General features: G+C 59.0%; 13 protein-coding genes. 9 read left to right on the plus strand and 4 right to left on the minus strand.

Features of this window, described 5'->3' with window-relative positions; genetic code table 11:
* Window positions 1-90 precede the first annotated feature (90 nt).
* Window positions 91-1,494: a mannose-1-phosphate guanylyltransferase/mannose-6-phosphate isomerase gene (locus J7447_RS05645; RefSeq protein ID WP_209169036.1), complete on the minus strand. Its 1,404-nt coding sequence runs from the start codon at window positions 1,492-1,494 to the stop codon at window positions 91-93.
* A 171-nt stretch (window positions 1,495-1,665) separates the two neighbouring features.
* Here J7447_RS05645 and J7447_RS05650 point away from each other — a divergent pair, with 171 nt between their 5' ends.
* The 9 genes from J7447_RS05650 to J7447_RS05690 all read left to right on the plus strand — a co-directional run bounded on the left by J7447_RS05650 (window position 1,666) and on the right by J7447_RS05690 (window position 10,248).
* A complete protein-coding gene (locus J7447_RS05650; protein ID WP_055653619.1) occupies window positions 1,666-2,508 on the plus strand; it encodes a metal ABC transporter ATP-binding protein in 843 nt (280 codons plus the stop codon).
* Window positions 2,498-3,325, plus strand: coding sequence for a zinc ABC transporter permease subunit ZnuB (znuB, locus tag J7447_RS05655; protein ID WP_023003946.1), 828 nt, complete (start codon window positions 2,498-2,500; stop codon window positions 3,323-3,325). Before J7447_RS05650 ends, znuB begins: the two co-directional genes overlap by 11 nt.
* Window positions 3,322-3,729, plus strand: a complete 408-nt coding sequence (locus tag J7447_RS05660) for a Fur family transcriptional regulator (protein WP_209169037.1) — start codon at window positions 3,322-3,324, stop codon at window positions 3,727-3,729. The genes znuB and J7447_RS05660 overlap by 4 nt, the downstream gene beginning before the upstream one ends.
* A gap of 86 nt (window positions 3,730-3,815) precedes the next feature.
* Window positions 3,816-4,955: a Gfo/Idh/MocA family oxidoreductase gene (locus J7447_RS05665; RefSeq protein WP_209169038.1), complete on the plus strand. Its 1,140-nt coding sequence runs from the start codon at window positions 3,816-3,818 to the stop codon at window positions 4,953-4,955.
* Window positions 4,956-5,055: 100 nt separating this feature from the next.
* On the plus strand, window positions 5,056-5,640 hold the full coding sequence (locus tag J7447_RS05670; protein ID WP_062489062.1) for an NnrU family protein: 585 nt from the start codon (window positions 5,056-5,058) through the stop codon (window positions 5,638-5,640).
* A gap of 201 nt (window positions 5,641-5,841) precedes the next feature.
* Window positions 5,842-6,525: a tetratricopeptide repeat protein gene (locus J7447_RS05675; RefSeq protein ID WP_023003950.1), complete on the plus strand. Its 684-nt coding sequence runs from the start codon at window positions 5,842-5,844 to the stop codon at window positions 6,523-6,525.
* Window positions 6,522-7,874 carry a PQQ-binding-like beta-propeller repeat protein gene (locus J7447_RS05680; RefSeq protein ID WP_023003951.1) on the plus strand — a complete coding sequence of 451 codons (1,353 nt, stop codon included), beginning with the start codon at window positions 6,522-6,524 and terminating at the stop codon, window positions 7,872-7,874. The genes J7447_RS05675 and J7447_RS05680 overlap by 4 nt, the downstream gene beginning before the upstream one ends.
* Window positions 7,875-7,921: 47 nt before the next feature.
* Window positions 7,922-9,343 carry a ribosome biogenesis GTPase Der gene (der, locus tag J7447_RS05685; protein ID WP_023003952.1) on the plus strand — a complete coding sequence of 474 codons (1,422 nt, stop codon included), beginning with the start codon at window positions 7,922-7,924 and terminating at the stop codon, window positions 9,341-9,343.
* A gap of 107 nt (window positions 9,344-9,450) precedes the next feature.
* The gene (locus tag J7447_RS05690; protein WP_023003953.1) at window positions 9,451-10,248 is read left to right on the plus strand and encodes an inositol monophosphatase family protein; all 798 of its coding nucleotides are present in this window, start codon (window positions 9,451-9,453) and stop codon (window positions 10,246-10,248) included.
* 6 nt (window positions 10,249-10,254) lie between these two features.
* On the opposite strand, the gene J7447_RS05695 is transcribed toward J7447_RS05690, so the two are convergent.
* The 3 genes from J7447_RS05695 to J7447_RS05705 all read right to left on the minus strand — a co-directional run bounded on the left by J7447_RS05695 (window position 10,255) and on the right by J7447_RS05705 (window position 12,109).
* Window positions 10,255-10,626: a VOC family protein gene (locus tag J7447_RS05695; protein ID WP_209169039.1), complete on the minus strand. Its 372-nt coding sequence runs from the start codon at window positions 10,624-10,626 to the stop codon at window positions 10,255-10,257.
* Window positions 10,627-10,673: 47 nt separating this feature from the next.
* The gene (locus tag J7447_RS05700; protein ID WP_209169040.1) at window positions 10,674-11,288 is read right to left on the minus strand and encodes an HAD-IA family hydrolase; all 615 of its coding nucleotides are present in this window, start codon (window positions 11,286-11,288) and stop codon (window positions 10,674-10,676) included.
* Window positions 11,289-11,380: 92 nt separating this feature from the next.
* Window positions 11,381-12,109 (minus strand): SDR family NAD(P)-dependent oxidoreductase, encoded by a 729-nt coding sequence (locus J7447_RS05705; RefSeq protein ID WP_209169041.1) that lies wholly within the window; start codon window positions 12,107-12,109, stop codon window positions 11,381-11,383.
* Window positions 12,110-12,187 lie beyond the last annotated feature (78 nt).

A 12,187-nucleotide genomic window follows, 5' to 3' on the forward strand; every position in this document is an offset into this window, starting at 1 on the left:
TGGCCTCTGGGGCATGGTCGCGAATTGACGTGAAGTCTTGCCGGAAATCATCTGGCAGGGCAAGAACGCATCACAGGAAAATAGATCTCGTCAGGGATTTTGTGATGTTTCCGGATGGCGCCGGATATCGTCTTCCTGCAAGTAGGTTCCGGACTGCACCTCGATCATCCGCACCGGAATCTTGCCCGGGTTATGCAACGTGTGCTGCGCTCCAAGCGGCACATATGCGGACTGGTTTTCGCTGAGCAGGCGCGTTTCGCCATTGATCGTGATCTCGAGAGTACCGGACACCACCACCCAGTGCTCCGTCCGGTGAAGGTGGCTTTGCAGGCTGAGCCTCTTGCCCGGCTTGATCATCATCGACTGAACGGAAAAACGCTCGCCGGCGTTGATGCGTTCGGTGTAGCCCCAAGGACGGTAGGACCTCGGGTGCCGGTCCACCTCATGCCTGCCTTCTGCCTTCAGTTGCTCCACAACGGTCTTGACGTCCTGCGCCTTGTCCTTGTGGGCAACAAGAACGCTGTCGGTTGTGGCGATCACCATGACATCCTCAAGGCCGATAACGGATACGAGCCCGCGTTCAGCATAGGCCAGGCAGTTGTTGCTATCGAGAAAGCGGGCATCGCCCAATCCGGAATTGCCCTGGGCATCCTTGTCCAGGACCGTCCAGATCGCGGACCAGGAACCCAGGTCGTCCCATTCCGGTGCAACGGGCGCGCAGACGACGTTGTCCGCCTTTTCCATGATGGCGTAGTCGATGGAAATGTTGTCCAGTGCTTCGAAGGCTTCCTGGTTCAGTCGCGTAAAATCCAGATCCCCATGCCGTGTCTTCATGACGGCGACGATGTTCTCGTAAAGCTCCGGCTGGTGCTTCTTGAAAGCATCAATCATCGTATTGGCGGCATAAAGAAAGATGCCGGCATTCCAGACATAGCTGCCGTCCTTCAGGAAGGCATCGGCACGGTCCTGGTCAGGCTTCTCGACAAAGGCTTCCACAGGCCGCACAGGCTCGCTACCACTTGCAACTTTGATGTATCCGTATCCGGTGTTGGCTTCGCTGGGTTCGATGCCGAAGGTCACGATCTTGCCTGCGTGAGCGGCTGTCTCCGCCTGATGGACGGCAGTCAGGAAAAGATCTTCCTTCCGGATCAGGTGGTCTGAGGGCAACAGCAGGATCAGGGCGTTCGGGTCGGTTTCAGCGGCAATCAACGCTGCCATCAGGGCAGGGGGCGCTGTATTTCGGCCGACAGGCTCAAGCAGGATGGACCGGGCTTCGAGCCCCAGTTCGTTGAGCTGCTCGCCGATCAGAAACCGGTGAGCATTGCTGCCGATCACGATCGGAGCGGCAAAGTCCGGCCGATTGACGCGCTTGCAGGTCTTCTGGAACAGACTTTCCCCGCCAAACAGTGGCAAAAACTGTTTTGGCCGGTCGGTGCGTGACAGCGGCCACAGCCGCGAACCGACACCACCGGACAAAATACAAGGGAAAATCATGCTTTGCTTCCTGTTCTGCTGGCACATTCGGGCGCTTGCGGGCGCACCGGTGTTGCTTTGAGTGTTAATCAGCACCGGGACAAGTTGCAAGCAAGTGGCTTGAACGCTACATACGTAATAACGTAACGCCAGGGCGTTGGTTCCCAAAGAGCGCAGCAGGCTTTCAGGACTATGACAAATTCGGATACCAGGCTTGTTCAGCTTGACCGCGCAGGCATCCGCAAGGGCGGTGAATGGCTGGTGCGCGGCGTAGATCTATCGGTTTCACCGGGTGAAATCGTGACGCTTATCGGGCCCAACGGTTCCGGCAAGTCGACAACGGCCAAGATGGCGCTTGGGATCCTGAGCCCGAGCGAAGGCCGTGCCGAACGCAAGCCTGGCCTGAAGATTGGCTATGTGCCGCAGAAGCTCGCCATCGACTGGACGTTGCCGCTGACGGTCGCCAGGTTCATGCGGCTGACGAACCCCCTGTCCGATGCCGAATGCCGCGCTGCGCTGGCGCGCACCGGCGCTGAAAGGCTGATGACTTCCCAGATGCGCACGCTCTCCGGCGGTGAAATGCAGCGTGTCATGCTGGCCCGCGCGATTGCCCGCAATCCCGGGCTGCTGGTGTTGGACGAACCGGTGCAAGGCGTGGATTATGCCGGTGAGATCGCGATCTACGACCTCATTTCCGAAATCCGCAACACGCTTGGCTGCGGCATCCTGATGATCTCTCACGATCTTCATGTCGTGATGGCGGCAGCAGATCAGGTGATTTGCCTCAATGGTCACGTTTGCTGCCGCGGAACCCCCTCTGACGTCAGCCGTGACGACCGGTATCATGCGCTGTTTGGCAACCGGCGCAATGCGGCGATTGCCGTCTATGAACATCACCATGACCACGTGCATCTGCCGGATGGAAAGGTGCGCCACGCGGACGGTTCGCTGTGTTCCTCCTGTTCCGGCGAGCATCATCACGCACCTGCCGACGCGGCTGCGGAGAAAGAAGGCGGCATTCGAAATGCTGGATGATTTCTTCACCCGTGCACTCATTGCCGGCATAGGTGTGGCACTTGTTGCAGGACCGCTTGGCTGTTTCATCGTCTGGCGTCGCATGGCCTATTTCGGCGATACGCTGTCGCACGCAGCCTTGCTGGGCGTTGCCCTGTCGCTGCTCCTCAACGTCAACACCACGTTGGCAGTCGGGGTTGTTTCCATCCTTCTGGCGATCGTGCTGATGGCACTGAGGCGCAGCGACACGCTGTCTTCCGATGCATTGCTTGGCTTGCTGTCCCATTCCGCGCTCGCCCTGGGATTGGTCTGTCTGGCCTTCATGACATGGGTCCGGGTCGATCTGCTGGGGCTGCTCTTTGGCGATATCCTGGCCGTCACACCCATGGACATTGCCATGATCTACGCTGGCGGTGCCATCGTGCTCGGTGTCCTCGTGGTCATCTGGCGTCGCCTGTTCGCAGCAACGGTCAGTCCGGACCTTGCCGCGGGCGAGGGGCTGAAGCCTGAGCGGACCGAGCTGATCTTCATGCTGCTGACGGCAATCGTCATTGCCATTTCACTGAAGATCATCGGCGCGCTGCTGATCACCGCGCTGCTGATCATTCCCGCCGCCGCCGCCCGGCGCCTGTCGGCATCGCCGGAACAGATGGCGGTGATTGCAGCTCTGACCGGAGCCGCCGCCGTCGTCGGCGGGCTCTATAGTTCGCTGGCCTATGATACCCCGTCCGGCCCCTCCATCGTCGTTGCGGCGATGGCGCTGTTTGTCGTCAGTCTTGTCCCGGGCGTGCAAATCGTGAGAAGGGTGAGATCGAGCACGAAAGGAGATCGTCCGTGAGCGTTGAGACACATCCCGAACTGACCAAGAACCAGGCCCTGGTGTTCGGCTCGTTGTCGGACGCGGGTGGACCTTTGACGGCCTATGCGATTCTCGATCTGTTGCGCGACAGCGGTTTCCGTGCGCCGCTGCAGGTCTACCGGGCTCTCGACAAGCTGGTGGAATACGGAATGGTCCACCGGCTGGAAAGCCTCAATGCCTTTGTGGCCTGTTCCCACAAGGGCTGCTCCGGTCATGGCACGGCTGCCTTCGCCATCTGTGAAAAATGTGGTGTCGTCAGCGAGTTTACTCCGGACAAGGCCATTTCTCTCCTGAGGGAATGGACGCAGAGCGAAGGCTTCCAGTTGTCCCGGACAACCATCGAACTGCGCGGTATCTGCCGGCAGTGCACCATGCCGATGTAACCCTGGCGGCGTTTCCCGGCATCCATTTGATTTCCGAGACACTGTCTTTGTTCTAGGATGTCTGCATCGAATCCGCGGAGAGGTTCATGGCAGACAAACTGGGCATCGGCATCATCGGATGCGGCACCATCTCAAAGACCTATTTTGATCTGGCGCCAAAGTTCAATGGCCTTGAAATCAGGGCCTGTGCGGATCTGAACCGTCATGCTGCGGAAGAGCGCGCATCCGAATACGGCGTGCGTGCACTCACCGTGCACGACCTGCTTCTGGCGGATGATGTCGATCTGATCGTCAATCTGACTGTTCCCGATGCCCATTATCTCGTTTCCCATGAAATCCTGGCGCACGGGAAGCATGTCTACTCGGAAAAACCTCTGGCTCTGTCGATCCGGGACGGGCAGGCGCTTGCCGATTTTGCGCGCAAAAAACATCTGAGGGTCGGGTGTGCACCGGATACGTTTCTGGGCGGGGCACATCAGATTGCCCGCAAGGCAGTTGACGAAGGACTGATTGGAGAAATCGTTGGCGGCACGTGCCATGTCATGAGCCACGGTATGGAGCATTGGCATCCCAACCCGGACTTCTTCTTCAAGCCGGGAGGGGGGCCGGTTCTCGACCTCGGACCTTATTATATTGCCGCGTTGCTCAATCTGATCGGCCCGGTAAAGCGTGTGTGCGCCATGTCAGCCATGCCGTTCAAGACCCGGACGATCGGGAGTGGCACTCGAAATGGTGAAAAGATCGATGTCACCACCCCAACCACGATCCATGCGATTCTCGAGTTTCTGTCCGGTGCAAAAGTAACGCTGACGGCGAGCTGGGACGTCTGGGCACACAGGCACCAGCCTATGGAGCTTTACGGTACCCGGGGAACACTTTTTCTGGCTGACCCGAACTATTTCGGCGGAGACGTAAGCCTGGTCACCGAAGATGGAACGACAAAACCACTAGACGATGCGATGCACCCGTTCGGCTTGGCGAATGTCGATGACAACGGCCTGCCGCGTGCGAACTACCGCGCTGCCGGCCTGGCAGACATGGCCCAGTCGATCCTGAGTGGAGACGACACCGAGTTCCGCTGTTCGCTCGAACGGGCACTGCATGCGGTCGATGTCATGGTGTCGATTTTGAAATCCGCCGAAACGGGAACGTTCGTTGAAATCGAACACCAGGCCAGCCGTCCACAGGCGCTTGCTGCCGCTGAGGCAGTCAAATTGCTCGTCTGAAGCTGGTTGCAGGTGCACCGCCAGCCACCTATCTTCGCCGCAAGGGATGTCCGGGTCTGAGGGCACCCGGCCGCTTGCGGGCAAAAGAGGGAGAGCGGGAATGGCCTTGTTGATCGCCGGCCTTGTGCTGTTTTTGGGAATTCACACGTTGCCGATGTTTCCGGCAACGCGCAATGGGCTGGTCTCAAGGCTCGGCGAAACACCGTACAAGGGTCTATATACGCTCTTGTCGTTCGTCGGTCTGGGGCTGATCGTTTACGGTTATGGCGTGGCCCGTTTTGAAGGCCCGCCGGTGCTGTACGATCCGCCGTTCTGGCTGCGCCACGTCACCATGCTGTTCATGGTTCCTGTTTTCATTTTCCTTGTCGCTGCCTATGTGCCGTCGCGGATCAAGACAGTCCTGAAACATCCGATGCTGGTAGCCGTAAAACTGTGGGCATTGGCTCACCTTCTGGCAAATGGCGATCTGGCTTCGGTGCTTTTGTTTGGCGGTTTTCTCGCCTGGGCAGTGGCAGACCGGATTTCGGTCAAGCGCCGCGGGCCCGGCGCAGGGCAGATAGGTGCACTGGCAACGGCCAAGCCTGGAAAATACTCCGATTTTGTCGTGATTCTGTTGGGCTTGGTTCTCTACGGACTGTTCGCGTGGAAGCTGCACGCCTTGTTGATCGGCGTTCCGGTGGCCTGATAGCGGTCGCGGAGCTTGAAATTACGTTAGAAATCCGGCATTCCGTGCCGGATTGCCCCACTTGCGCCATGAAGGACCGATTTAAGCCCCTTCAGGGAATTGCCCGAGCCGGATCAAGTGGATAATGTGCGCCACTCATGAAGGGGCCGTGCCCGGGCAGACGTGCCGGGCCGAAGAAGTGAATGCAGGAAATAGACACGCATGTCTGACATTTTTCGTGAAGTCGATGAAGATATCCGCCAGGAAAAATACCGTCGGCTTTGGGACCGCTTCGGTCCGTGGGTGCTTGGCGTTGCGGTCTTGATCATTGTTGGAACCGGCGGCTATCGCGGCTGGCTCTACTGGCAGGAACAGCAGTCCCAGAGCGCTGGCGACACGTTCTTTGAAGCCGTGAGGCTTTCCGAAGCCCAGAACTACGAAGAAGCAGCAGCTCTTTACGGTGAACTGGACAATGCCCTTGGTGGATACCCGGCCTTGGCGAAACTGCGCCAGGCAACCGATCTTTCCAATTCCGGCAAGACTGAAGAAGCCCTGGCCGAATTCGATGCCCTGTCGCGCGATACCAGCATCATGGATGCTCTTCGTGATGTTGCAGCGCTGCGTGCTGCTTATCTTGCCGTCGACACCCAAGGCTACGGCGATATTGCCGACCGGGTCGAGAAGCTGACCGGCGACACTGGTCCGTTCCGTGCAGCTGCACGCGAACTTCTTGCCCTAAGTGCATGGAAAGCCGGCGATATTGAAACAGCCCGTCAGTGGATTTCCGCTCTTGAAGACGACGCGGAAACACCGGCAGACGTGAGCCGCCGCGTGTCGATCCTGAGTGACGTGATCCGGTCCAGCAACGGCGAAGCCAAGGCGGACAGTGAAGGAAACAACCAGTGAGTTTTGTAACCGTTTCTTTCCGCAGACGCGGTGTTTTTGGTGCCATTGCGCTTTCGCTCGTCCTCACCGGTTGCGGATCGGTCAGCGAATTTACCGAGAACATAAACCCGTTTGCTCGCGAGAAAATCCTCAAGGGTGAGCGCCAGCCCGTGTTCGACGGCGCCGATCCGGCAGCCGAAGCGCTCGGCCAGGCAGCAAAGGTCGGTTCTGCGACTGGCGGGCAGTCCTGGTCAACAGCCGGTGGTGGCCTGACCAACGATCCGGGCAACGTCGCCATATCCGTCTCCGGCAATCGTGCCTGGCGCGCTCAGGTCGGCTCGTCCGGCGGCGGGCTGACAACATCCGCACTTCGGGTGTCTTCCCGTCCGGTCAGCGATGGCAGCCGTATTTATGTCTACAAGCCGAATGGCGAAGTCGTAGCGTTGTCGACGGGCGGTGGACGCCAGTGGACCCAGAACCTGCGTCCGGAAGGCGAAAGGGATGTGGGTCCTGGTGGTGGTGTTGCCGTTGAAGGCGGCGTTGTCTACGCAGCCACCAGCTATCGTCAGGTGGCGGCTCTTGAAGCCGGCTCCGGCCGGGAAATCTGGAAAGTCGACATCGACACGCCGGCTCGTGGTGCGCCTGTTGCCGGTGCCGGTCATGTGATCGTTGTATCCCAGTCCAACGAAGTCTATGCCCTGAAGCAGTCTGACGGCAGCGTTGCCTGGACCTATGCAGGTATCGAGGAAACCGCTGGTCTGTTGTCTGCGGCCAATCCGGCCATTTCCGGCAACCGTGTCATCGTGCCGTTCTCCTCCGGTGAAATCATGGCCATCGACATCAAGTCGGGCGAACCGGCCTGGATCGATGGCGTGTCGCGCGGCTTCAGGACACTTGCCCTTTCAGGTCTCGCGGACGTTTCGGCGAGCCCGGTTGTCTCCGGCAGTACGGTTTATGCCACTGGTGTTGCCGGCCGCACGGTTGCGGTGGATGCCCGCACCGGCCAGCGTCGCTGGGAACAGGATCTCGGCAGCGTGCACACGCCGGTTGTCTCCGGCAGCGCGTTGTTCATGGTTGATCTCGATGACCGTATGGTCGCCCTCAATCTGAAAAACGGGGAAACCCTCTGGGCAACGGCCTTGCCGCGTCCGGAAAAGAAGAAGAAGCGCCGCAATTGGGCTGGCCCGATCCTGGCGAATGGGGCACTGGTTGCCTTTTCCAGCGACGGTCAGATCGCAATCGTGGATGCCGCTTCTGGAAAAACCATGTTGACGCAGCGGACCAATACGGATGTCTATGTGACACCGATCGTCGCCGGAGGCCGGATTATCGTGCTGACAGGCAATGACGGCGTCGCTGCCTTCAACTAGCATTTGAGGCAGGGCCCGAAGAGGCCCGCCTATCAGGAGAATCTGCTGTGGGCGCTACTGTCGCCATTATCGGACGGCCGAATGTCGGCAAGTCCACCCTGTTCAATCGCCTTGTGGGCAAGCGCCTGGCGCTGGTAGACGACACACCTGGTGTGACGCGAGACCGGCGGCCGGGCGATGCCCGTTTGGGCGACTTGCGCTTTACGATCATCGACACCGCCGGTCTCGAAGATGCGGACAAGGAATCCCTTGAGGGCCGCATGCGCCGGCAGACCGAGGAGGCGATCGAAACCGCCGACGCGGTTCTGTTCGTGATTGACGCTCGTGCCGGTGTAACGCCGCTTGATGCCCATTTTGCCGAAGTCGCACGCAAGACCACCCGTCCGGTGATCCTGCTGGCCAACAAGGCGGAAGGCAGGGCCGGAGAGAGCGGGCTTTACGAATCCTATTCGCTTGGTCTTGGTGATCCGATTGCAATCTCCGCTGAACACGGCGAAGGGCTTGCTGATCTCTATGACGCTCTGAAACCTCATGTCGACCGGGTCACGGAAGAAGAAGAGGCAAAGCGCGAAGAGGCGATCACCAACGTAGATGTCGACGAGGACGGTGAATTCGTCGAGGACGAAGAGCCGGTCGGTACCATTGAAAGACCGCTGCGTGTTGCCATCGTCGGCCGCCCGAATGCGGGCAAGTCGACGCTGATCAACCGCATGCTGGGCGAAGACCGCATGCTGACCGGACCGGAAGCAGGCATCACGCGCGATTCCATCTCGGTAGATTGGGTCTGGCGCGACAGGCATATCAAGCTGTTCGATACGGCCGGTATCCGGAAAAAGGCGCGCGTTCAGGAAAAGCTCGAAAAGCTTTCCGTGGCTGACGCTCTGCGTGCGATCAAGTTCGCCGAAGTGGTCGTTGTCACGCTGGACGCCACCATGTCCTTCGAGAAGCAGGACCTGCAGATCATCGATCTGGTTGCGCGCGAAGGCCGCGCGCTGGTGATCGCGATCAACAAGTGGGACCTGATCGAAGACCGGGAAGAAGCCTGGAAGAAAATCAAGGACGCCAACGAGCGGTATTTCAACCAGATCCGCGGTGTTCAGATCGCGACTTTGTCCGGCCAGCAAGGGCAGGGCGTCGATCGCTTGATCGAAAGCGTCTTTACCGCCTACGAGGCCTGGAACTCGCGTGTCTCGACCGCCAAGCTGAACCGTTGGCTGGACAAGGTCACCGCGAACCATCCACCCCCCGCAGTTGCCGGACGCCGGGTGCGCCTGCGTTACATGACCCAGCCCAAGACGCGGCCGCCACATTTCGTGGTTTTTTGTTCGCGTCCCGAACAATTGCCGGAAAGCTACACGCGTTATCTGGTCAACTCGCTGCGCCAGACCTTCAACATACACGGAACTCCCATTCGCCTGTCCTACCGCAAAGGCGAAAACCCTTACGCCCCGAAGAGAAAACGGGGCTGAGTGGGGAGGGCAGCCTGCCATTTTGCCAGGCTGCCTGCCAGTATTCTTCTTTCCTGGCGGGAAAGTAGCTTTCCGCCGCGCTATCGACACTTAAGGGAGTTTGAACCATGTCCATCGACCGGCTGGAATTCGCCGTTGCCCTTGCCGAAAAGGCTGGCGAGCTCGGTCTCGACTATTTTCACAAGCTGGACACGCTGACGATTACGCAGAAGGGTCATCAGGACCTCGTCTCGGAAGCGGACCGCAATGTGGAAACGCTCATCCGCGCGGAGCTCGCAAAGAGCTATCCGGACGACGGTATACTGGGCGAAGAGCATGGCATGGAAGAAGGGTCTTCGGGCTACACCTGGGTTACCGACCCGATCGACGGTACGGCAAATTTTGTTGCCGGCATTCCGCAGTGGTGCGTCATCATCTCCTGCGTTCATCAGGGCCAGGTGATTGTCGGTGTGATCCATGATCCGGTGTCCAAGGAAACCTTCAAGGCTGCCGCCGGTCACGGTGCGTTCCTCAATGGCAAGCCGATCCGTGCCTCCGACAGCGAAAGCCTTTCTCACGGCTCTGTCGGTGTTGGTTTCAACGGCCGCACTGCCGTTACGGATGCGGTCAACGTCGTCGGTGCCCTGGTCTCCAAGGGCGGTGTGTTCTTCCGCAACGCCTCGGGCGGTCTGATGCTTGCCTACGCGGCTTCCGGGCGCCTTATCGGCTATGTAGAATCCCACATGAACGCCTGGGACTGCCTTGCAGGCATGCTGATCACCAAGGAAGCCGGTGGTGAAGTTCTGGAACAGGACATCAACCAGTCCCTTTATGACGGCGCACGTGTCGTTGTTGGCGCTCCCGGCGTCTTTGCCGACCTGAAGGAAATCGCCGAAAGTTCCTTTGCGCCTTTCGAAGCTGCTTAATCAGCCTCACACATGCTGGTCGACGAGAACCGGGTTTCCATCCGGGTCGACCAGCATGAAGCTGGCCCGACCACTGCCGGCCTCGTCAGCTTCGGATGTGAAAGCGTATCCCTTGGCCTTCAGCGTCTTTTGGATGTCCCGCACATCCTGAAAATCTTCCAGTGTCCTGGCATCCTGATCCCAGCCGGGATTGAAGGTGAGTATGTTCTTGTCGAACATGCCCTGAAACAGCCCGATGATGGTATCGCCAATCTTTAGGACCGCCCAGTTGTCCGCGTCCGAGATGCCGATATCCACGAAGCCAAGTCCTTCGTAGAACGCCTTCGATTTTTCGAGATCCTTGACGGCCAGACTGACCGAGAACGCGCCGAGTTTCATCTTCCTGGCTCCTCTGCAGTGACCGCCGCTGCATACCCTGCATGCTTTCAAAGTTCCAGAAAGGAAGCAAGTTCCAGGCGGGTCTCCTCGGTAAAATGAAAGCCCTTCCAGCCAAGCGCCTTCGCTACGCGAACGTTTGTGGCGCTGTCGTCGATCAGCAAGATCTCGGACGGGGCAACCTTGAGAGTGTCGCTGACATGGACGAAGAACGCGGTGTCCGGCTTGGCTGATTTGATGCGGCCGGAAGAGAAAATCTGGCTGACCAGCGAGCCGAAGCCGGACTGATGCTCGATGTAGCTGGAGCGGCGATCTTCATTGTTCGTCGCAATCACCTGAACGACGTCATGGCTTGTCAGATGTTCAAGCAAGCTGCAGGTGAAGGGATCCCGCAGATCATCCTTGGCAAACCAGTAGTCGAGAAGATCTCCCGCATCCAGGAGGTAGCCGCACCGGTCAAGCCAGTCTTGCAGGTGAGTTTTTATGTCCCGTTTCCCTGAGATGACTTGCAGGAAGGAGGCATCGAAGACGCCGCGTTCGAATGCATCGAGTGCAATTCCGAGGTCGCTCTCCAGCGTGTCAGCCCAGATGAACCTGCCGTCGACGACATTGCGGTTTAGAACGCCGTCGAAATCCCAGGCGATGACACTGATATCTGACCGCATGGCATGCTTCCCTTCCGATCATCGATCGGAAGGCGTAAAGAGAATGAACGGGCTATGCAACCCTTGATTGGATCTGCCCAGCAGGATCCGCCTTAGGGCTGAATCCATTCTCCGCTGACGCGGTCGTACAGGCGGCCGGTTTCCAGAATGTCCGGCATCAGCAAGGGCAGAAGATCTGCCGCAACATCATCCGGCGTCGGAAGATTGGTGGCAAGCTCGCCTGGCATTGCCTTGGCACGCAGCCCTGTGCGGGTAGGGCCCGGGTCGGCCAGGTTGATCTTCATGTTCGTCTTCAGGCTTTCATTCGCCCAGGTCCGCGCCATGGCTTCCACGGAAGCCTTGCTGATGGACTGAAGACCCCAGAAAGGTGTGCAGGTGCTTGCATGAACGGAAGACAGGAACAGTGCACGGCCCGCGTCCGACTGGCGCAGGAGCGGGTCCAGAGAGCGGATCAGCCGCCAGTTGGCAACGACATTCACCGCCGTCACTTTCTCGAAGTCCTTCGGGCTGATGTGGCCGATCGGCGACAGAACACCCAGGATGCCGGCATTGGCAACGAAGATATCGAGCTTCTTCCAGCGTTCGTAGATCGCGGCGCCAAGCCGGTCGAGCGCGTCGAAGTCGGTCAGGTCAAGCGGGACGAGCGTTGTTTCCCCGCCTGCGGAGCGGATCTCGTCATCGAGGTCTTCCAGGCCGCCGACGGTCCGTGCAAGCGCAATGACATGCGCACCACGTTCGCCGAGCTGCTTTGCGATCTGATAGCCAATTCCGCGGGAGGCGCCGGTGACGAGAGCGACCCGGCCTTCAAAGTCTTTGATCATGCGTGATCTCTTAGATCAATTTGCCCTCCGGCGGTACCGCCGAAAGGCATAAATTGAAGCGGTCCAAAGAGTTTTGAG

It is taken from the genome of Labrenzia sp. R5_0 (assembly GCF_017743835.1).
GTDB classification, from domain to species: domain Bacteria; phylum Pseudomonadota; class Alphaproteobacteria; order Rhizobiales; family Stappiaceae; genus Roseibium; species Roseibium algicola.

Excerpts from the sequence above, each read along its gene's own strand:
- J7447_RS05700 (WP_209169040.1), bottom strand. The coding sequence starts at position 11,288 with ATGCGGTCAGATATCAGTGTCATCGCCTGGGATTTCGACGGCGTTCTA.
- J7447_RS05705 (WP_209169041.1), bottom strand. The coding sequence starts at position 12,109 with ATGATCAAAGACTTTGAAGGCCGGGTCGCTCTCGTCACCGGCGCCTCC.
- znuB (WP_023003946.1), top strand. The coding sequence starts at position 2,498 with ATGCTGGATGATTTCTTCACCCGTGCACTCATTGCCGGCATAGGTGTG.
- J7447_RS05665 (WP_209169038.1), top strand. The coding sequence starts at position 3,816 with ATGGCAGACAAACTGGGCATCGGCATCATCGGATGCGGCACCATCTCA.
- J7447_RS05645 (WP_209169036.1), bottom strand. The coding sequence starts at position 1,494 with ATGATTTTCCCTTGTATTTTGTCCGGTGGTGTCGGTTCGCGGCTGTGG.
- J7447_RS05675 (WP_023003950.1), top strand. The coding sequence starts at position 5,842 with ATGTCTGACATTTTTCGTGAAGTCGATGAAGATATCCGCCAGGAAAAA.
- J7447_RS05670 (WP_062489062.1), top strand. The coding sequence starts at position 5,056 with ATGGCCTTGTTGATCGCCGGCCTTGTGCTGTTTTTGGGAATTCACACG.
- J7447_RS05690 (WP_023003953.1), top strand. The coding sequence starts at position 9,451 with ATGTCCATCGACCGGCTGGAATTCGCCGTTGCCCTTGCCGAAAAGGCT.
- J7447_RS05695 (WP_209169039.1), bottom strand. The coding sequence starts at position 10,626 with ATGAAACTCGGCGCGTTCTCGGTCAGTCTGGCCGTCAAGGATCTCGAA.
- J7447_RS05650 (WP_055653619.1), top strand. The coding sequence starts at position 1,666 with ATGACAAATTCGGATACCAGGCTTGTTCAGCTTGACCGCGCAGGCATC.